General features: G+C 43.5%; 18 protein-coding genes. 14 read left to right on the top strand and 4 right to left on the bottom strand.

What is annotated here, in order from left to right:
* Nucleotides 1-30: 30 nt before the first annotated feature.
* The 3 genes from H8698_RS06790 (at nt 31) to murA (ending at nt 8361) form a co-directional block, all read left to right on the top strand.
* Nucleotides 31-3000: a GDSL-type esterase/lipase family protein gene (locus H8698_RS06790; RefSeq protein WP_249311836.1), complete on the top strand. Its 2970-nt coding sequence runs from the start codon at nt 31-33 to the stop codon at nt 2998-3000.
* Nucleotides 2997-6875 (top strand): glycoside hydrolase family protein, encoded by a 3879-nt coding sequence (locus H8698_RS06785; protein ID WP_249311835.1) that lies wholly within the window; start codon nt 2997-2999, stop codon nt 6873-6875. Before H8698_RS06790 ends, H8698_RS06785 begins: the two co-directional genes overlap by 4 nt.
* Before the next feature lie 220 nt (nt 6876-7095).
* On the top strand, nt 7096-8361 hold the full coding sequence (gene murA / locus H8698_RS06780) for a UDP-N-acetylglucosamine 1-carboxyvinyltransferase (protein WP_249311834.1): 1266 nt from the start codon (nt 7096-7098) through the stop codon (nt 8359-8361).
* Between the two features lie 80 nt (nt 8362-8441).
* On the opposite strand, the gene spoVAC is transcribed toward murA, so the two are convergent.
* Nucleotides 8442-8891 (bottom strand): stage V sporulation protein AC, encoded by a 450-nt coding sequence (gene spoVAC, locus H8698_RS06775; RefSeq protein ID WP_249311833.1) that lies wholly within the window; start codon nt 8889-8891, stop codon nt 8442-8444.
* A gap of 388 nt (nt 8892-9279) precedes the next feature.
* On the opposite strand from spoVAC, the gene tig reads away from it, so the two are divergent.
* From tig to rpsI, 11 genes are all read left to right on the top strand, one after another.
* A complete protein-coding gene (gene tig / locus H8698_RS06770) occupies nt 9280-10692 on the top strand; it encodes a trigger factor (protein ID WP_249311832.1) in 1413 nt (470 codons plus the stop codon).
* A gap of 26 nt (nt 10693-10718) precedes the next feature.
* Nucleotides 10719-11315 carry an ATP-dependent Clp endopeptidase proteolytic subunit ClpP gene (clpP, locus tag H8698_RS06765; RefSeq protein WP_177680182.1) on the top strand — a complete coding sequence of 199 codons (597 nt, stop codon included), beginning with the start codon at nt 10719-10721 and terminating at the stop codon, nt 11313-11315.
* Between the two features lie 181 nt (nt 11316-11496).
* Nucleotides 11497-12762: an ATP-dependent Clp protease ATP-binding subunit ClpX gene (gene clpX / locus H8698_RS06760; protein WP_249311831.1), complete on the top strand. Its 1266-nt coding sequence runs from the start codon at nt 11497-11499 to the stop codon at nt 12760-12762.
* Nucleotides 12763-12816: 54 nt separating this feature from the next.
* On the top strand, nt 12817-13302 hold the full coding sequence (gene rimM, locus H8698_RS06755) for a ribosome maturation factor RimM (RefSeq protein WP_249311830.1): 486 nt from the start codon (nt 12817-12819) through the stop codon (nt 13300-13302).
* A 4-nt stretch (nt 13303-13306) separates the two neighbouring features.
* Nucleotides 13307-14584, top strand: a complete 1278-nt coding sequence (gene trmD / locus H8698_RS13555) for a tRNA (guanosine(37)-N1)-methyltransferase TrmD (protein WP_346726831.1) — start codon at nt 13307-13309, stop codon at nt 14582-14584.
* 16 nt (nt 14585-14600) lie between these two features.
* A complete protein-coding gene (gene truB, locus H8698_RS06740) occupies nt 14601-15494 on the top strand; it encodes a tRNA pseudouridine(55) synthase TruB (protein ID WP_249311829.1) in 894 nt (297 codons plus the stop codon).
* Nucleotides 15495-15507: 13 nt separating this feature from the next.
* Nucleotides 15508-16407 carry a bifunctional riboflavin kinase/FAD synthetase gene (locus H8698_RS06735; protein WP_249311828.1) on the top strand — a complete coding sequence of 300 codons (900 nt, stop codon included), beginning with the start codon at nt 15508-15510 and terminating at the stop codon, nt 16405-16407.
* Complete coding sequence (gene thyX / locus H8698_RS06730) at nt 16404-17168, top strand: FAD-dependent thymidylate synthase (RefSeq protein WP_249311827.1); 765 nt, start codon at nt 16404-16406, stop codon at nt 17166-17168. Before H8698_RS06735 ends, thyX begins: the two co-directional genes overlap by 4 nt.
* A complete protein-coding gene (locus tag H8698_RS06725; protein WP_249311826.1) occupies nt 17168-17836 on the top strand; it encodes a dTMP kinase in 669 nt (222 codons plus the stop codon). Before thyX ends, H8698_RS06725 begins: the two co-directional genes overlap by 1 nt.
* Before the next feature lie 175 nt (nt 17837-18011).
* Entirely contained in the window at nt 18012-18452 is a 441-nt protein-coding gene (gene rplM, locus H8698_RS06720) for a 50S ribosomal protein L13 (RefSeq protein ID WP_177679502.1), read from the top strand.
* A 13-nt stretch (nt 18453-18465) separates the two neighbouring features.
* Complete coding sequence (rpsI, locus tag H8698_RS06715) at nt 18466-18858, top strand: 30S ribosomal protein S9 (RefSeq protein WP_177679500.1); 393 nt, start codon at nt 18466-18468, stop codon at nt 18856-18858.
* Between the two features lie 134 nt (nt 18859-18992).
* Here the strand turns inward: rpsI and H8698_RS06710 are convergent, their stop codons facing one another.
* The 3 genes from H8698_RS06710 to H8698_RS06700 form a co-directional block, all read right to left on the bottom strand.
* Nucleotides 18993-20084 (bottom strand): tyrosine-type recombinase/integrase, encoded by a 1092-nt coding sequence (locus H8698_RS06710; RefSeq protein WP_249311825.1) that lies wholly within the window; start codon nt 20082-20084, stop codon nt 18993-18995.
* A gap of 197 nt (nt 20085-20281) precedes the next feature.
* A complete protein-coding gene (locus tag H8698_RS06705) occupies nt 20282-20632 on the bottom strand; it encodes a double zinc ribbon domain-containing protein (protein WP_249311824.1) in 351 nt (116 codons plus the stop codon).
* A 21-nt stretch (nt 20633-20653) separates the two neighbouring features.
* Nucleotides 20654-21562 carry an ImmA/IrrE family metallo-endopeptidase gene (locus H8698_RS06700; protein WP_249311823.1) on the bottom strand — a complete coding sequence of 303 codons (909 nt, stop codon included), beginning with the start codon at nt 21560-21562 and terminating at the stop codon, nt 20654-20656.
* Nucleotides 21563-21582: the final 20 nt, after the last annotated feature.

Genomic DNA, 21582 nt, shown 5'->3' with positions numbered 1-21582 from the left:
TTTCAATTATAAATGAGAGGAGAAAGTATAATGAAAAAGTATGTATGTTCTATTTTAACGGCATTGCTGATGTTAATAGCTGTATTTCCTTGTGTTTTTGGTGTAGACAGCTTAGATTTATCTGACTCTATGCATTTAACCTTTGAATTGGATCAAGAAGACATCAAAGCAAGCTATGGTGCTTCCCTTACAAAGATAAGCGGAGGATTTGGAGGCTCTTCTGGCTCGTTGTCAATTACCAATGGTACAGATGAAAAAGGCGGTTTTTTTAAGAACGGACTCAGGTTATATTCCGGCAGGGAATACCTGTTTTCTGTAAACGTTAAATCGGAGGAGCTACTTGGGAATCCTCGTGTCACCTTATTTTTTCACTATGAAGAGGAAAATGAAAACGGCGAAATTACATCATCCTCCGGAACAGGATATCAAAGCGTGCGCCTTGTAAACCGTGAGAATGTTGGAAATGGCTGGGTTAGATATTTTAACACCTATACAGTTGCTGAAACCTGCACAACAGGCAACGGGCAAGCCAAGATTTATTCGCCGGATTGCAGCATCGACTTCCGGGGTGGTTCGGCAAATGTCAGCTTTCTCGCGGATGATTTCATCGTTGAACCGGTATATCCTGCAGAAATGGTACATGAAAATAATCTTTTGCTGCACGAATCCTTTGACGGTACAGCTGTTGCTTTAAAAGGCATGGGCGCTGCGATGTCCCTGCAGGAAGCAGGCGGTATGGATGATTCCGGCTGTATCTCTGTCGTTCCTTCAAACGGAAACGGCGGTGTTATGTTAAATTCAGCATTATCAATTATTCCCGGTGCGGTTTACAAAATCTCCTGGTTTGCCAAGGCGAGCAACGAGTCGGCTGTTGGTAAATATCTTGCGGGATACTTTGATTTTTCCGGCATTAAGAACGAAGACGGCACAACTGTTTTTTCCGCAAATCAAAATTCTTCATATGTAAGAAATTATTCAAAGCTTGCCATGTCAGATGCGCATGGCACCGTCACAGCGTTAACTAAGGATTGGCAGTATTACGAGTGCATTTATAAGCCGAATAACTGGCTTTACAGTGTGTACAGCGAATTACCAGCAACGTTCTACACAAGAATTTTTGACGATTTATCCGGACAGGGAAGCGGAACGGATTGCAGTTTTTTGCTGGACGAAATAAAAATTGAAAAACTGGACACGCCATTTAACGGAAATTTCTCTTTTCCGTTCGAGACAAAGGGCTTGTGGAACGGATTTCAGACCGGATCCAATGTGAGCGATACCTGGCTGAAGGGAGAGAATACGCAGGTAAGCGCAGTAACTGCTGACAATCCGTATATTACAGTGATTCAGTCCGCAAACAGCAGCAATGAGAACGATCTGGAAACCCGGGGCATCCGGCAGTATATATCCAGAACTGCCGGTAAAAATTATATTTTATCCTTTCGCGCAAGGGCACAGGAAGCGGGGCATACGCTTGTGCCGTATATTAAAACACTGAATGCAGATGGAACCGAGCATTCTTTGCAGCTAACAAATGCAGACGGTTCACTGCCTGCACTGTCTGATACATGGCAGGTTTTCAAGCTAAAGTTCACCGAAAGCGCCAATATAGGCAGCGGAATGCTTGGTTTTTCTGCTGACAGCGGCGCCAATACTTCGGATTTTGCTTTTGATATTGATGATATTATACTGAAGCCTATTTCACCGGAATTTACAGAAATCCCTCTTACCGGCAGCTTTGAGGTGGGTAAAACCATTACCGCAGGCGTAACGACCGAGGGGACGAATTCCAAGGTTCGGTATAAAGTGATGTCCTCTTTGGACAATGTTCATTTTTCATGTATTTCACAGGGACTGATGACACAAAATACAATTTCACATACTATCACAACAGGTAATGTAGGAACATATATCCGTTTTGAGTTTGCCGGTATAGTAGATGGAAGCTTTGCTCCAAAGGTTGTGACGGAATCTGGCTATATTTCGGGAGCTTCATTAAAGTTCACTTCCACCTCCGGTGACAGCTTTGTTCAAGCAGAGGCAGCGCTTCATCAGAATCAGTGTGTCGGTAAAAGGATAAAGCTAATTGCTGCTGCGTATGGAAAAGACAGAGAATTGCTTAACATCTCTGAATTTTGTGCGTTGTATGACACCTTGACGGACGGAAAATTGACCGTTCGTGTTGAAAAAAACACAGAAACAGTGATGGTTAAAGCATTTTTATGGATTGATGAAACGTTGGAGCCGATTGTTCACGCAAAGGTGCTGGGCGGAACAGAAAATGCAGTTCTGCCCTTGAAAGTTTATCTGATTGGCGACTCAATATGCTATGATTACGGCACAGAAGTGACTCAACGTGTGGGATGGGGAACAAAATTTGATGATAGCTTTGTCAGCGGCGTTACGGTTGATAACTGTGCTGTACGCGGCGAAAGCTCCCTTACATATCTTTATGCAGAACGGAATCCCGCGGATGAATCGGCAACACACAGATGGTGGCATCCCAATAAAAAGTGGGATGAAATACTCACAGACAGCACGCCGGGAGACTATTGCCTCATTTCTTTAGGCACAAATGACAAAAACTATTATACCGGCGGAAATTTCACCATTGGCTGTTCCAAAGAACAATATCGTAAAAATTTGGAGCGGTTTATAAATGAGGGCAGAGAAGCAGGATTAAATATCTTGTTTGTAACCCCGATTCCCGCAATTGGCGTGGCGACTACTTTTAACTCAATTTCGGACTATGCCGGCGTTATGATTGAGGTAGCAAATGAAAATAATGTAACGGTTTTGGACTTAAACAAAAAAATGTATGATTACTGCATGGAAATGGGGGCGGAAACTGCTTTTAACACATACTACTGTTATGAAATGAATGATAGTATCCATATAAATGATGAGGGCGCTAAACTGGTGAACAGCTTCATTTTGGAGATGCTAGAAGCCTCTGTGAGTCCTCTGAAACAATTTATTAACAGGGAGGAACAGAAATGAAAAAAGCATTTGTTTTGTATTTAACTTTTGTTTTAATGCTGTCTACTTTCTTGCCGGTTCTGTCCGGCGCAGAAAATAATGAAACGGTAAATGATGTCACAATTTGCGGCTTTGAAACACCGGACGGATATTCGGCAATTTATACCGCAAACCATGTGTGGCAGGCAGGCGGATATGCCGGTTCTGACGGTGCATTAAAAATATCTCAGGGAACAAATAAAATGTCGGGTGTGGCGATTAACGGCATAAATACCGTTGTGGGAACAACATATGATATTTCCATAATAGTAAAACCGCCGCAGGATAATCCGAACGCACTTGACAAATGTCATGTGGTGGTGTATCATAGCTGGTATGATGAGGGAGACAACGGCGAAATGGTCATTTCGCCGCAACTTTCAGGCTATCACGAAATGGCACTCCCCGTAAAAACCGATATGGGCGGCGGTTGGTATCAGTATTCTGTGAAATATACCGTTTCCGAAACCTGTAATGTATGGTCTTCGGGAGCTGTTTCTGTACATAATGTTTACGGAACGGCAAGTAAACTGGAATTCCGTGGGCAGACCACAGATGTTGAATATATGGTAGACGATTTCATATGTGTTCCCGCAGCTCTTAATGAAGAAACAACTGAGGGGGACCATTCGGTTTTGATTGATATTGATTTTGAGAATGGTTTGGAAGGGATGACAGGGGCAGATTGCACGGTTTCTCTGTCACCTACAGGCGGAGTCGGCGGTTCTGCTCATCTGAAAGCTGCGGCCGCCGGCACCATGGGGGGCGTTAAATATGACGGCCTTACCATTGAACCTGACAGAGTTTATAAGTTGTCTTGGTGGGCTAAGGCAGATAACGAAACGGCATTAAACAAGTATCTTACCGGTTACTTCTTTTTTAGCGGCGGATTTGGTTGGACAGAGGATTATCACGTCAGAGAAAATTCAAAGCTGTTTATGAATAATGAAGACGGTGAAAATCCTACTCTTACATACGATTGGCAGTATTTTGAATGCTACTACAAGACTCAGAACTCGGCCTATGTTGCAGGTGAAACGCTTTCAGCGTACTTTTTTACAAGACTGTTTTCCACGCCTACCGGTGCAAACAACGGCGAGGGTTGTGAATTCTCAATTGATGATATTAAACTGGAAAAACTCGCGGCACCTTTCAACGGCGCCTTTGATTTGCCGCACACGTTTGAAACCTCCTGGAACTCACCTGTGACCTATTATCCGACTTGGCTTGTCGGGGAAAATACTACGGCATCTTACAATTTCGTTGAAAATCCGTATCTTACGGTAACGCAGTTTGCAAATTCCGCAGGTGGAGAAGACACAGACACTCGTGTGCTGAAACAGTATGTACCCAGAAAAGCGAATACCGAATACAAGCTTACATTTAGGGCGAAATCTGATACAGAGAGTGTCAATCTTGTTCCGGTTTATACAACCTTTGATGGTGAAAAAACAGCAGAGACAGAGTTGTTGACACTTACAGACGGTGGTTATCCCGCACTTTCTGCAGAGTGGCAAAACTATGAGATTCTTTTTTCTACCGACGAAAAGACGAGCAATGCGGTTTTGGGCTTTTCAGCCGAGGCAGGAGGTAACACAGAATCGCTCAGCTACGATATTGATGACATTGCGCTGGTTGAACAAGTTCCCGTAATTGATGCGGTTCCTTTAACCGGAGAGGTAAAAAACGGAGGCGTCATTTCAGCAGGCGCCGTTTCGCGGATAGATGGAACAAACATATTATATCGTATATTATGCTCGCGGGATAACGTTAATTATACAACTTTAAAGTATGGTTTTTTGACAGAGAAAACAATAGATTATTTGTTGACAGAAAATGATTCCGGAAGGTATATTAAAATGGAATTTATCGGTATTTGCGGCGACACAGTTACAAATAAAATCGTGACAGAGCCGGTATTTTTCGGCGGTTCGTTTGTAAATTTTACATCAGATATTTATAGCGATGAGCTTTCCGCACAGGGCAGTATTATGGATGAAAGCCTTCTGGGAACGGAGGTTTTAGCGATTATTGCAATGTATGATGCAGAGGGAGCACTGCTTGGTACTTATCAAAATAAGCAGTACACAGATACCATACAAAATGGCAGAATCAACGTATCCGGTTCCAGACTGTCCGGCACTTGCCGGGCGAAAGCGTTTTTGTGGAAAGGAGACGGGACGTTGACGCCGCTTGCGCAGACAAAGGAAATATCTCAAATGAAAAGAAATAAAAACGTAATGGTGAACATTGCCGCAGACGGCTTGGAGAGTGCGGTAATCAGGAGCACATCATCCGAACCGGAAGAATATGTGAAAAATACGAAAGAATACATTTCCAATTATCTGCAAAACGCACCGGTAGGCAGAATGTTATTTAATGTTTGTTACAGCCGGTCTGTTGTGGACAGCGATGCAATTGATTCCATGCTATATAACGTAGAAACAAATAACGACGGAACGGCAAAACGGGATGAAAACGGAAATGTGATAAAAACAGTTGCACCCGTGTGTGAATCTACGAGCATGCTCAGCAAGTACAGGGCAATGATTGAACGCGGTATTGATGTTGTTGACATGGCGATTGACGCAACACATGATTTCGGAGCAGAGGCATGGGTTTCTGTTCGCATGAATGACCATCATTATCCTAATGATCCGGGATTTAATTCCTCGTTCAGGTATAACCGCGCCGCAGAGGTAGGCGTTAACGGTTCAAGAGGTAGCATGGATTATACAAAAAAAGCAGCGCAGAACTATTTTAAGAGCTATATTATAGAGCTTTGTGAAAAATATGATATTGACGGTATTGAATTTGATTATCTGCGTTCCTGCCCGATTATGTCAACAGCAGATGAAGCCGGCAGACAGGAGTTAAACCGCTATATCAAAGAGCTTCGGGACACTGTGAATGCCATAGCGGAAAGCCGCGGAAAAGAAATTAAAATTTCTGCACGGATTTATCCGGAAGAACAGATGAACATAAATTATGGCGTAGACGCTGCGCAATGGATTGCAGACGGCTCAATTGATGTTTTGACGGTTGAGGGATGGTATATTCCCACCTACTATCACATTCCTGTTCAGGAGTGGCGCTCGAGCATTAATGCGAAGAATACGGAAAATCATCCATACAGTCTTCTGTGCGGAACAGACTGGGCCGTGCGTTGTGATTCGCGGGCGAAGGAAGGATACATCATGTGGATTACGCTGGAACAGTTTAAGGGATTTGCAAGTGCAGCTTACGAGAAGGGTGCTGATGGCGTTTATTTCTTTAACCATTTTGCACCAAACAGCGACTCCGGAGGTTCAACGTATTATATTGACAAAAACGGCGTAAAAACGAGAAAAAGTATTTTAACCGAAAAACTAAAATCTGCGGCATCACAGAAAGAAGCAGAAACAGGAATGCGGGCCTATGTTAATACCTGCAGAGATTATTCAAATACGCTTTATCCAATCGCACTGTCAGACTCATTCAGCTTTGTGATAAACACAGGAAGCAGGCCGGAAAGCGGTTATTACACAGTTTTGGTTGGAATAGACGCAATGGAGGGCTTTGAAGAAAACCTTCTGACGGTAACAGTAAATGGTGGTTCGGCAACGCAAATCGGCGATGTGCCTCATGTACCTGGATTTATTTGGAGTGCATCAACGTCAAGTGAGCCGGCCGCAAGCCACGTTTCAGAAACGGCACCGCGGGTTATGCAGTTTGTGGTTGATGATCTTTCCGCAATTCGCAATGGAGAAAACACCGTAACAATTACCAATCCATCGGGAAAAACACAGAGCACTAAATGGCTTGAAATTCAGGTGGATTCCACTATTGGGGCTGTGCCGTTAGAAATGGCAAATTAAAAATATAAGCAAATGATGCAGCGGGATTCGAAATCCCGCTGTGTTAATGTGCAAAAGCAATATACAGCAGAAATCGTGTAGCGGTAATTTAAAACATATTAAAATGGAAAATTTTATATTTTAATTTACCAGTTTAATCCTCCCTATTCTAATTATGTTTGGTATTTATCCCGTAAAAAAGGTTATAATTTTAATGTAGAAGAAAATCAGGGGGGATAAAATGGGGAAAAAAGACAAATTTATCATTCAAAAAACAGACAGGCTTTGCGGGACAGTTGAAGTATCGGGCTCGAAAAACGCGGCCATTCCAATTTTGGCCGCCACGCTTTTGGCAGAGGGAAAATCTACCTTAAATAACGTGCCCGGTCTTACTGATATTACAGTGATGTGTGAAATTCTCAATTGCTTGGGCGCCCGCGTTAGTTTTGACGGCGCTAACAACGTAACCGTGGATGCGCAAAATTTAGACCACACCGTTGCACCTTATGACCTGACATCGAAAATGAGAGGCTCGTTTTTGGTCATGGGGCCCCTTTTGGCCCGTATGAAAAAGGTTCGCTTATCACTTCCCGGCGGATGCCCCATCGGCTCGCGGCCGGTTGACCTGCATCTTAAGGGCTTTGACGCACTTGGCGCTGAGATAACAAAAGGCTTTGGATTTGTTGAGGTCACATGTAAAAAGCTTGTAGGCAATAAAATCTATTTGGATTTTCCCAGCGTTGGCGCCACAGAAAACATTTTAATGGCTGCTGTGGCTGCTGAAGGCGTAACGACCATTGAAAATGCTGCGGCAGAACCTGAAATTGCCGATTTGGCGTGCTTTTTGACGTCTATGGGCGCTGATATCAGCGGCGCGGGCACAGACTCTATCACCGTTCACGGAGTGAAAACGTTTCAGCCGGTGGAATATTCCATCATGCCGGACAGAATTGAAGCGGGCAGCTTTATGATTGCTTCTGCAATTACCAACGGAGATATTACCATAAACGGTGTTATCCCCGAGCATATTAAACCCCTAACCGCAAAGCTGTGCGAAATCGGCGCTGAAATTGACGTAAACGGCAACTCTCTAAGAATTCGGGGAAACGGGCACTACACCGCAACAGACGTAAAAACCCTTCCGTTTCCTGGTTTTCCAACCGACATGCAGGCGCAGATGATGTCGCTTTTGTCGGTATCTGACGGCACGGGCATTGTGACAGAAACGATTTTTGAAAACCGGTTTATGCATGCGCAGGAGCTGTGCAGAATGGGTGCAAACATTAAGGTGGAAGGACACTGTGCTGTAATTGAAGGAACGCCGGAGCTTACAGGAGCAAAGGTTGTTGCAAGCGACCTGCGGGCCGGTGCAGCGCTGGTGCTGGCAGGATTAAACGCCAAAGGGACAACAGAGGTATTAGACATTTACCACATTGACCGGGGATATGAAAACTTAGACGGAAAGCTTCGGTCTTTAGGTGCAGACATTCAGCGGGTATCCTATTAAATTTACGGCTGAGACAAGCACTCAGCCGTTTGTTTTTTTGCAAAAAGCGCCATCCGGCATTATGACGGATGGCGCTCTGGTTAAAAGAACGACATAATATAATATACAATACCTGCAACCACCGATGAGGTGATACCATAGACTAAAACGGGGCCTGCGACGGTGAACATTTTAACGGCTAAGCCTAAAACCAGTCCCTCGCTTTTAAATTCCATGGCCGGCGAAACAATGGAGTTTGCAAAGCCCGTTATAGGAACAATGCTTCCTGCGCCGGCATACTTTGCAAGCCGGTCGTAAAGGCCAAGGCCCGTAAAGAATGCACCTAAGAACACCAGTGTGGTTGAGGTTCCCATGGCGGCGCCCTCCTCATCGAAACCCATTGCCTGATACCCATTTAAAATGAGCTGTCCGATCACGCAGATGAGGCCGCCGACGATAAAGGCCCAAATTACGTCTTTCACAATTGGTGAATTGGGTGTTTTTTTATCTACATAATCCTGATATTGTTTATCCGTCATATTATTTTTCATAAACAAAAGTTCCTTCCTACCTTATTTATATGCACAAACCATAACTGCCCGGCTGGACAGTGCGTTGGGACCGCTTTCGGAAAAATTCATGTAAAGTCCGAAACTTAAAGCGCATATAATGAATAAAGCAGCAAGAATCCTGGCATAATTTTTTAAAGTCATAGTTTTAAGTCCCTTCCTTTCTTTTCGTTTGTATACAGGTATTGTTTGAAAAAAAGAAATATTTTATTCCTTTCTTTAAAAATAAATCATAATTCATTTGTTAAAATATGAACAAATACTTACATTTTTAACAATTTTAAGTTTTTCTTGAGGAAAGACTTGAAATCAGTGCAGCCTGTGTGCTATAATACACAAATGAGAAGTTTTAACAGGGAGGATAAAGACATTGCCAGCAATATTAGAAAAGAAAGAAAACAATACGGTAGACTTTACCATTACGGTTTCAAAAGAAACCTTTGGGGCTGCCGTGGACGAGGCATTCAAAAAGAACGTTAAGAAAATTTCGGTTCCCGGTTTCAGAAAGGGAAAAGCGCCAAGAAAACTGATTGAAAAAACTTATGGAGAAGGCATATTTTTTGATGAAGCGGTTGATTCCGTTCTGCCCGCAGCATATGATGATGCGGTGAAAGAACTGAATTTAGAGCCTGTTGACACACCGAAAATTGACATTAAAGAAATCGGAAAAGACAAGGATTTGGTTGTTTCTGCAAGCGTTACCGTAAAGCCTGAGGTAAAACTTGGTGAATATAAGGGTTTAAAACTGGACGACATTGTACATACTGTAAGTGATGACGATGTTGATGCCGAGCTTTCAAAACGCCAGGAAAAAGGCGCAAGACAGGTTACGGTAGAAGACCGTGCAGTGCAGGAAAAGGACACGGCAACCATCGACTTTGAAGGCTTTATCGACGGCACAGCGTTTGCCGGCGGCAAAGGTGAAAATTTTGAACTGGTAATCGGCAGCGGTCAGTTTATTCCCGGATTTGAAGAACAGATTATCGGAAAGTCTATTGGTGACGAATTTGACGTTAACGTTACGTTCCCCGAAGACTATCATTCGGAAGAACTCAAGGGAAAAGCGGCTGTGTTCAAAACAAAGGTCAACGCAATCAGCTATAAAGAGCTCCCTGAGTTAGACGACGAGTTTGCAAAAGATGTGAGTGAATTCGATACGTTAGCGGAGTTAAAAGAAGATATTAAAAAGAAATTGCAGGAGAGTGCTGACGCACGTACAAAACAGGAAAAGGAAAACGCCGCTGTGGATAAGGTTGTAGAAAACATGACGGTAGACGTTCCTGAGTGCATGGTGAACACACGGATTGAAAGCACCATTCGCGAAAACAACGCCCGTATGGCACAGCAGGGAATTTCTTTTGAACAGTATTTAGGGTATATGGGCACGACTTTAGACCAGTTTAAAGAACAGATTAAGCCAAACGCCGAACTTCAGGTTAAAGGTACACTTGCTTTAGAGCAGATCGCCAAGGAAGAAAACATTGAAGTGAGCGAAGCTGATTTAGAAGAACAGCTCAAAAAAATGGCAGAGGCCTACAGCATGGAACTGGAGAAGGTTAAGGAATTTATGCGGGAAGAGGACTTAGAGAATATCAAAGCCGACCTTAAAATTTCCAAAGCGTTAGATTTTATTGTGGAAAACACGAAATGGTCGAAGCCTGCGGCAAAGAAACCTGCAGCAAAAAAGGCGGCTGCTGACAAAGCAGACGCTAAAACGGCAGAAGAAAAGCCCAAGAAGACCACAAGAAAGAAGAAAGCGGAAGAAACAAAAAGCGAAGAATAAATTTTTAGCCTACGGAGGTAATTTTAATGAGCTTAGTACCGGTGGTTGTGGAACAGACAAGCAGGGGTGAGCGTTCCTACGATATCTATTCCAGACTTTTAAGAGACAGAATTATATTTTTAAGCGAGGAAGTGAACGACGTAACCGCCAGCTTAGTGGTTGCGCAGATGTTGTTTTTGGAAGGCGAAGACCCTGACAAGGACATTCAGTTTTACATCAACAGCCCCGGGGGTTCCATTACTTCCGGCATGGCAATTTATGACACGATGCAATACATAAGGTGCGACGTGTCTACCATTTGCGTTGGCATGGCGGCCTCTATGGGTGCGTTTTTGCTGGCGGCTGGGGCACCCGGAAAGCGGTTTGCCCTTCCCAACAGTGAAATTATGATTCATCAGCCCTTAGGCGGCATGCAGGGCCAGGCGACGGACATTAAAATCCATGCCGACAGAATTATTAGAATTAAAGAAACATTGAACAAAATTTTAAGCGAGCGGACTGGAAAACCGATTGAGCAAATTCAGCAGGACACCGAGCGTGACAACTTCATGTCGGCCGACGAGGCCGCGGCCTATGGTTTGATCGACAAAGTCATTGTTTCAGGAAGAGAAATTCAAAAATAAAGTGTGAGTCTTACAAAAAGGGGCTGTTATTATGACAGCCCCTTTTTAAGAGAGTGAACCTTTCGGGTAACAAAACAACCCGTGATACATAAAAGTATAATAGTATTATCTTTTTGTTGTGTGCAAATTCTGCCCGAAATTTGTATACAGAAAAAAAGCGGGCAGAAAGGCTGTGTTTCATATGGCAACGAGAAATGATGAAGACTTGAAAATTCGCTGCAGCTTCTGCGGGAAATATGAAAACGAAGTTCTGAGAATGTTTGAAGGCCCAAACGTTTGTATTTGCAATGAGTGCATTGCGCTTTGCAACCGTTATTTGGGCGAAAATTTTGACATTTCCGAGCCGGAGGTAAGTTTAGGCGGACTTCCGAAGCCAAAAGAAATTAAAGAAATTTTAGACCAATATGTAATCGGTCAGGACAAGGCGAAAAAAACGCTTTCTGTGGCGGTTTACAATCATTATAAGCGCATTGAAAATAAAAGCGGGGCACACGACGTGGACATTCAAAAGTCCAACATTCTCCTGCTTGGCCCTACCGGTTCGGGCAAAACACTGCTGGCACAAACGCTGGCAAAAATTTTAAACGTTCCGTTTGCAATTGCAGACGCCACCACTTTAACCGAGGCGGGCTATGTTGGTGAGGACGTTGAAAACATTTTGCTCAAGCTCATTCAGGCAGCAGACGGTTCAATTGAGGACGCTCAGCGCGGCATAATTTATATCGACGAAATTGACAAAATTACCAGAAAGTCTGAAAATACGTCCATTACCCGCGACGTCAGCGGCGAGGGTGTTCAGCAGGCGCTCCTTAAAATTTTGGAGGGAACGGTGGCCTCTGTGCCGCCCACCGGCGGAAGAAAGCACCCCCACCAGGAATTTTTGCAGATTGACACAACCAACATTTTGTTCATCTGCGGCGGCGCGTTCGACGGCATTGAAAAAATTATCAGCAGAAGAACCATGTCAAAATCTATGGGCTTCGGCGCAGACATTAAAAGCAAAAACGACTATAACGTGGGCGAGGTTTTGGCAAAAATTGAACCCCAGGATTTGCTGAAGTTCGGAATTATTCCGGAGCTGATTGGCAGACTGCCGGTTGTTGCATCGCTTGACATGCTGGACAAAAAGTCGTTGGTGCGCATTATTAAAGAACCCAAAAATGCGATTTTAAAACAGTATAAAAAGCTGTTTGAGATAGACGGAATTACGCTGAACATGGAAGAAGACGCCATTGAAGCCATTGCCCAGAAAGCACTTGACAGAAAGACAGGGGCCAGGGGACTGCGCTCCATCATCGAGGAGGCCATGCTGGATATTATGTACGAACTTCCGTCGGAGGAAGACGTTGAAAGCTGCACCATTACGAAAGAATGCGTAACGGAGCACAAGCCGCCGGTGGTTTCCCGGAAACAAGCGCTGATAGACGGCGACTCGGCAGCGTCGTAAAATATAAAGAGGCTGCCTTTTATAAGACAGCCTCTTTTTAATAGAGGGATGAAAATGGAACTGATTGAAATTGGAAAAATTGTTGGTACCCACGGCATTAAAGGCGAAGTAAAGCTTGCTCCCTGGACCGACGATTTATATGATTTGTTAAATATGGAAGAATTCTACTTGCAGGACGGAACGCCTCTTCACGTGGAGCTGTCCCGTGTGCATAAAAATACACTGATTGTGAAGTTCCGGGAAGTGGCAGACATGAACGAGGCAGAGATGCAGAGGGGCAAGATTTTGTTTACTGAAAAGCTGCCGCTGCCGGAGGGCCGGTATTATATTAAAGACTTAATCGGTCTTGACGCGGTGACGAACGGGTCTGTGTTCGGCAAGCTTACCGAGGTTTTTAACACCGGCGCCAACGATATTTATGAAATTAAGACCATAGACGGCAAAACCCTTTATCTGCCGGTTATTGACGGCGTTATCGACAGGGTGGACCTGACGCAGAACAAAATTTATGTGACAATTCCCGAAGGGTTAGAGGACTGATAAAATGCGGTTTGACATTTTAACGCTGTTTCCCGGCATGGTACAAGCTGTTTTGGGCGAGAGTATCATTGGGCGGGCACAGGCAAGTGGACTGATTGAATTAAATTACATAAATATCCGCGACTATGCAAACAACCGCCACAACCGGGTGGACGATTATCCTTACGGCGGCGGCGCCGGAATGGTAATGCAGCCCATGCCGGTGTACCGTGCATTTGAAAGTATTAAAAACGAAACCGATGCAAAGCCTTATGTGATTTATATGTCGCCCCAGGGCAAGGTGTTTCACCAAACGGATGCGGTGCGCCTTTCTAAAAAAGACCATATCGTGCTGTTGTGCGGCCACTATGAGGGCGTGGACGAGCGGGTTTTGGAAAAAATTGTGGACGAGGAGCTTTCAGCCGGGGACTATGTGCTGACGGGCGGCGAACTTCCTGCCATGATGGTGGTAGATGCAGTGGCAAGAATGATTCCGGGTGTTTTGGCTTCAAACGAGTCTTTTGAAAACGAGTCGTTATATGGCGGGCTTTTAGAGCATCCCCAGTATACGCGCCCGCCGGACTTTTTAGGGAAAAAGGTGCCGGAGGTGCTGCTTTCAGGCCACCATGTGAACATTGAGGCATGGAAACGGAAAGAATCGTTAAAACGCACACTTTCTAAACGTCCTGATCTTTTGGAAACAGCAGAACTGAGCAAAGGTGACAAGCGCATGCTTGACGATATCAAATCGGAAATGGAAGGAAAACACATGAATCTCATTGAAAAACGCAAATCGAGCAAAACCATATACGACGGTAAAATTGTCCGGCTGGAAAAAGACACGGCTCTGCTCCCCGACGGGCGCGAGGCCACCCGGGAGGTGGTGCGTCATCCGGGCGGCGTTGGCGTTGTGGCGCTGGACGAAGACGGTTTTGTTTATCTGGTTCGGCAGTTTCGATATCCGTTTATGAAGGAAACGCTGGAAATCCCGGCCGGAAAACTGGACAAGGGGGAAGACCCAAAGGAGGCCGGAGCACGGGAACTGATGGAGGAAACCGGCTTAACCGCCGGAAACATGGAGCTGTTGGGCTCGTTTTACGCAAGCCCGGGTTTTTGCGACGAGGAAATTTCAGTTTTTTTGGCTACAGATTTAGAAAAAGGAGAGGCCACCCCTGACGACGGCGAGTTTTTAACGTGTGAAAAATTTGCGCTGGATAGGCTGACAGAAATGGCAGCGGAAGGGGAACTGAAAGACGCGAAAACGGTAATCGGTATTTTAATGACGAAAAATAAGTTACTTTAAATAAAGGAGAACTTCGTTGTTTGGAATTTTAAACGTTTATAAACCAAAAGGCATGACATCTCATGATGTGGTGTCGTTCATACGGCGGACGTTTCAAATGAAACGGGTAGGGCACACGGGAACATTAGACCCGGATGCGGAAGGCGTTTTGCCCATTTTGATGGGAAAAGCCACCAAGCTTTCCGACCTGGTGATGGCGGAAGAAAAACGCTATGCGGCCCGCGTTCGGTTAGGCGTGGTGACAGATACCGACGATTTAAGCGGAACGGTGTTTGAAACAAAGAACGTTGCGGTTACAGAAACGGAGCTAATTCAGGCGGTGCAGAGCTTTGCAGGCGAAACTGAGCAAGTTCCGCCAATGTATTCCGCCATAAAGGTAAACGGTCAAAAGCTTTACCAGCTTGCAAGAAAGGGCATTGTTACCCAGCGCAGCCCCAGAAAAATTACCGTTTTTTCCCTTGATGTGTCTAATTTTAACGGAACCTCTTTTGACCTTGCGGTTCACTGCTCAAAAGGCACTTACATACGGGCGCTGTGCCGCGACATCGGTGAAAAATTAGGCACAGGGGCGGCGATGGAGTCTTTGCTGCGGACGCAAAGCGGCATATTTTGCTTAGGAAATTCCCACACCCTTGAAGAAATTGAGCTGGCTGCGAAAAACGGAACCGCCGAACAGCTGCTGATTTCACCAGACGAGGCGCTGTCTGGCTTAAAGTTGGTTCAAGCAGACGAGGCAAGCGCGGCAAAGCTAAAAAACGGGATAAGGCTTCGACCGGAACAATTGCACATTTGCGATTTTTGTGAAAACGAATTATTTCGGATTTACAGCGGCGGTGAGCTGCTGTGTATTTTAAAAGTGATGAAAGACGGAAGCCAGTTTGTTTTGGCAATGGACAAAAGTTTTTATTAGGGGGCGTTTTAGCTTGGAAAACACAGACAGAACTGCCGTTACCATCGGCAATTTTGACGGTATTCACAAGGGTCACCAAAAGCTTTTGCAAAATCTTAAAACGCTTTCAAAACAAGAACATCTCACTCCGGTGGTTTACACCTTTTTAAAGCACCCGATAAACTGTTTAAAAGGCGAAGGCACGCTAAAAACCATTACAGACAAGGCGCAAAAGGAAGAAATTTTTTCAGAACTTGGCCTTGATACAGTCATTTTTGAAGCATTTGAAAACGTGAAAGACCGAATGCCGGAGGACTTTGTGAAGCAAGTTTTGGTGGACAAGCTGCACATGAAGCTTGCGGTTGTAGGAGAAAACAACCGGTTTGGCAAAAATTCTGCCGGAGATGCCGCCCTTTTGAGCAGGTTGGGTGAACAGTATGGCTTTTCTGTCCATGTTGTAAAGCCGCTTTTGATGAACGGCGTGGTTTGTTCGAGCTCTGAAGTGAGAAATGCGGTTATAGATGGCAGCATCGGCCTGGCAAACCAGCTTTTGGGAAGGCCATACAGGTTTACCGGAACCGTAATTACCGGAAAAAAATTGGGCAGAACCTATGGTTTTCCAACGGCCAATATCCTTGTACCCGAGTGGCGCTTAACACCGAAATACGGCGTATATGCCACCACAGCATATGTTGCAGGCGTGCCATATCAGGCAATTACAAACGTGGGAACCACAAGCTTCGACAAGGTGAAAATCGAGCGGGTGGAAACCCATCTCATCGGGTTTGACGGCGACCTATACGGGCAGACCATCACCATAGATTTTTTGCGCTGGATGCGCGGATTTGTTTCTTATCAAAGTGTAAAAGATTTAGAAAAGCAATTAGAATCAGATAGAGAAGACCGACTGAACATTACGGAGGTAGAACCATGAGAGTAACGCTATTACAGCACACAGGCGAACCGGAGAAAATTGTGGCGGCCGCTGCAAAACTCTGCTATTCCGACAGCGGTGTGGACAACATTTTAGACGGGCTGACAGACGAAAAAACCGATAAGTTTTTAAATATGCTGATGAATTTAGGCCATGAAAGCCCCATTGAACACGTTTCGTTTACCTTTGGCATCGAGGGGGTAAGCCGCAGTCTGCTTGCGCAAATTACCCGGCACAGACTCGCAAGCTATAGCGTAAAATCTCAGCGCTATGTAAAAGAAGGCATGTTTGAGTACATAATTCCGCCGGAAATTGAGGCGATTCCAGAGGCAAAAAAAGTGTTTTTGGAAACTATGGAACAGGAACAGGCGGCCTATGACAAGCTGACAGAAATTCTGTTTCAGAAACACTTTAAAGCATTGAGAGAGCAGGGAATGGATGAAAAACAGGCCAAAACCAAGGCAGAAAAGGCGGCAATTGAAGATGCACGCTTTGTTCTGCCCAACGCCTGCGAGACAAAAATGGTCGTTACTATGAACGCAAGGAGCCTGATGAACTTTTTCCGCCACCGCTGTTGCAGCAGGGCGCAGTGGGAAATTCGCGCTCTGGCAAACGAAATGCTGAAGCTGGTTCAAGAGGTTGCGCCGACGCTGTTTAAAAAAGCAGGGCCGTCCTGCGTCAGCGGGCCGTGCCCCGAGGGGAAAATGAGCTGCGGCAAGGTGGAGCTTATGCGCAAAACCTATCTTTCGGAGGCAAAATAATGGGCAGGCTGATTGTAATTGAGGGTGTTGATTCCAGCGGCAAGGAAACCCAGGCAAAGTTGTTGTATGAAGCATTGAAAAAAAAGGGGAGCCAAGTGCAGTTGGTGTCTTTTCCAGACTATGAAAGCGATTTTTGCCTGCCGGTGAAACGGTATCTGGCAGGCGATTTGGGTGAAAACCCAGGAGATGTGAATGCCTATGCGGCGTCTGCATTTTATGCAATTGACCGGTATGCAAGCTTTAAAATGAAATGGGGCGCTTTCTATGAAGAGGGCGGCACGATTGTCTGCGACCGGTATGTCACATCAAACATTGTGCACCAGGCGATGAAAATTGATGGTGATAAAACAGAATTTATCGATTGGCTGTGCGATTTTGAATATGGCAGATTGGGGCTGCCTGTGCCTGACACCGTGATTTTTTTAGACATGCCTCCGCAATATGCGAAAATGCTCATGGCAAACCGGAAAAATAAAATCACGGGAGAAGCGCAAAAGGATATTCACGAAAAAAATGAGACATATTTAAAAGCAGCATACGAAAATGCGTTGCATGTGTGCGGTCATTTGGGCTGGAACAGAGTTTGCTGCGCTGAGAATGGTAAAATAAAAGAAATTACAGAAATTCACAGCGAAATTGTGAGTTTTTTAGAAAAAAAGTTAAAATAGAGTTTGAGCATTTGAAAGCAAATGAAAGTAAATGAGAGAAAAACGGACTTTGTAAAACTTATTTTGATTTTTATAAAAAAAGTACTTGACAAATGTAAATATTTGTTTTATAATATTTAACGTTGCGATAGAAAGACAGATGAATTCTGTTTAAATTTAGGAGGTTAAGCAAAATATGAGTACATCTTATATGGCGAAAGCCAATGAAGTGGAAAGAAAATGGTACATTATAGATGCTGACGGTAAACCGTTGGGCAGAGTAGCAACACAAGCAGCAAGCATCTTGAGAGGAAAGCACAGGCCTGAATTTACTCCTCATGTCGACTGCGGCGAATTTGTTATCATCATCAATGCAGGCAAAGCCGTGCTCACCGGCAAAAAGCTGGACCAGAAAATCTATTACAGACACACAGGTTATGTGGGCGGCTTAAAAGAAGTGAAATACAGCAAGCTCATGCAGGAAAAACCTGAATTTGCAATGATGAAAGCTGTAAAAGGCATGCTTCCGCACAACACACTGGGCGCGAAGGCTTTAACAAGACTTAGAGTATATGCCGGTGCAGAACATGATAACGCAGCACAGAAACCTGAAGCTTGGGCTTTAGAGATTAAATAAGGAGGAGAAATAAATGGCAGACTTTTTCTATGGTACAGGAAGAAGAAAGAAATCCGTCGCAAGGGTAAGACTTTTGCCCGGTAAAGGCGATATTATTATAAACGGCAGACCTTTAGATGACTATTTTGGTCTTGAAACACTGAAAATTATTGTAAACCAGCCTTTGGTTTTGACAAAAACAGAGGGCAAGTTTGATGTTTATGCAAACGTTGTAGGCGGCGGTTTTACCGGTCAGGCGGGTGCGATTCGTCACGGCATTTCAAGAGCACTTTTAGAAGCTGATGAAGCAACCTACAGACCGCTTCTGAAAAAAGCAGGTTTCTTAACCCGTGACCCAAGAATGAAAGAAAGAAAGAAGTACGGACTCAAAGGCGCACGTCGTGCTCCGCAGTTCTCCAAGAGATAAATATTGCTTATTTACAAACCCCGAAAACAGCGTGTTTTCGGGGTTCTTTGTCTTTTGGGTTCTTGTAAATTCCTTTAAAAATTTAGCTATATGACACACATATGACACGCATATGACACATATAATAACTTTGGCTAAAGTTTATTTAGTTCTTCTCTTAGACGTTCAAATTCAAAATGAGTATATACTATTTCGCCGATGCCTTTTCCGCTGTGGCCTTGAATTTTTCTTCTCATTGCCTCATCAAGCCCTTTTTCTTTCCACATTGTAGTAAACGTATGTCTTGTATCGTCTGGCGTATGTTCTTTGGTTTCACCCCTATCGTTTTTGTATTTTAAAATATTCATCTCCGACAATAGAGGGCACCAATATGTTTCTGTAAATTGCCCATGGTTATTTTTAAACATTATCTGTTTTCCATTGAGTTGAGTTATCAAATATGCAGAATCATTTTTATTCATCCAGTTGATGAAAAAATGAAATACTTTGTCATGGATAGGTATTTTACGGACAGCATTATCATTCTTGCCTTTTTCAATAAAAATTGATTTTTCTTTAAGATTAACCATTTGTTTCTTTAAATTAAATAATTCACCTGGGCGTACCCCTGTATATATTAACATAAGAATAACTTGAATATACTCGTTTTTTTCAGCCCAACGCCACATTGTTTCTAATTCATTATGTGTAAAGCGGAAATGTTTATTGCTTTTTTGTGGTTTTCCAATATTAACATACTCAACAATATGTTTATCCTTGCCTATAATTTCATGCATTACAGCATAGTCGTACATCTGATTAAATAAAACCTTTAGCTTTCTTAATGTAGGGTAATTTTTATTGGAATCATCCACAACACTTTGCAGATGCGCCAATTTAATATCTAAAAAATTCATATTTTCAATACCTGCACATAGTTTATACGCCGCTTCATACCCATTAATATTAGATTTACTGATTTCTTTAAATTTTTGATCAGTCATTTTAATATATATTTCTTTAAATGTTATATCAGGTCTTAAGTCATAAGGGTTAGAATTATATTCGGCCAATGCTTGAAGTGCCTCCTGCCTCGTTTCAAAATAGCCAATTGTAATGAATTGTTGTTTTAGTTTATTGTTATCGTTATCATCAATAATCCATTTGGCTGTTTTTCTCGCTCTCCACGGCTTTCTTCTTTTACCAGAAAGCTTTGAAACATTTCCGTATCCATTTGGCAATCGCATATATCATTTCCCTCTCAAAAAAAATCTTGATTTTTCAAAGAATGAATGATATAATAAAAAATATCAAATCATCCTTGAAATGCTTGCTGGCTTTCATTTTTGATTTGGTTTTCAACCTGAACTCCTTGTGTTGCAGCACTGGGAGTTCTTTTTAATTATTTTACACCTATTGCAGTAGGCTTTTTATACTTTTGGTTTTATTTTAAAAGCGAGATAACGCCAAATATTGTTGCAATTATAATTATAGCAACTATGATGAAAGGAGCAACCAGACAGCCACACGCAGCGTCATTTATTATTTGATTTGGTGTTTTTGCGCCACAGTGGGGACAAGCGTTAGCTGTTTTTGCAATATCAGCTCCGCAAGTTTTACATTTCGTCATTTTTGAAAACAGTTTTGTACCGCTCCCAACATCAGAATTAAGGTAATCTAATATTTTTGAACCTTGCTCCTTACTGATTATAGAACCGCAATTTTTACAAATTTTTGTAGATTGAGTAATTTCAGCTCCGCAGTATTTACAAAATCTTTTTTGTTCCTCGTTCATCATAGTCCCCCTATTTTGTAGTTATTCACAGTCCTTACACTTACGGTACCCGACAGCGATGGCTTCATCAAGGTACATAGTAACGGCGTTTTTTGGTATATAATAGCAATTAGGGTCGGTGTGATACACGTCGCCCGTTTCTGCTTTCCAGACGATTTGCTCTAATTCTTTTGCTGTGACTTTGGTTACTGTTACAGGCTCCATCTCTGTCACTTTTGTAATTGGTATTGTTATAATATCCGGCACATCTGATTTGCTATTATTTAAATACAGACCTAATAAAATGCAGGCAACTACAATGGCTGCAGCAAGGCCAAATACTGTTAGCTGTGGACTTCGGCACTCTCCCGCCTGATTGGACTTTATATATCCGCTGTATTGTAAAATAAGTTGCTTTTCCGTCGCAAGCAGTCGGTCTTGTCTATCTTCTTCCAGCAAACGGTATGCCTCCGCTGCTGACTTGCTGTCCAGTCCGGTAAGACGTGCTAAGACACAATCTGACATACCGCCGATTTCGTGTAAAATGCATGGCGGCGCCACAGTGTAATATGCAAACGCCTCAGCTTCACGCTCCTGCTCTTCGTTTTCCGCAAACCTTACTTTGCCGGAACGTTTATGCTTTGCTTTTATGTGTCCTAACTCATGGTAAATGGTATGTAGCTTCTTTCCATAACATAAATCGTCGGAATATAGGATAGCCGTGAAATCATCACAGACTACGGAAATCCCGTCATTCTGCCTCATACCCTCCAAAACCTCAGGCCATACATCAGCCGGCATCGCTCCCTGAATAGATTCGGCCGCCGAATAAGCAGCTAAAATAATGTCCTGTTTTTCGAGTACAGCCTCCAACTGCTCAATTGGTATGTTTAATTCCTTAAATTGAGCCTCCAATAAAAACCTGTACGACAACATTTTAATGTTTTCCATAAAGCAAATTTCCCCCTTAA

Origin of the sequence: Congzhengia minquanensis, assembly GCF_014384785.1 — a bacterium.
GTDB classification, from domain to species: domain Bacteria; phylum Bacillota; class Clostridia; order UBA1381; family UBA9506; genus Congzhengia; species Congzhengia minquanensis.
Note: the sequence above shows the minus strand (reverse complement) of the source record. Positions and strands in the feature narration are given on the sequence as shown.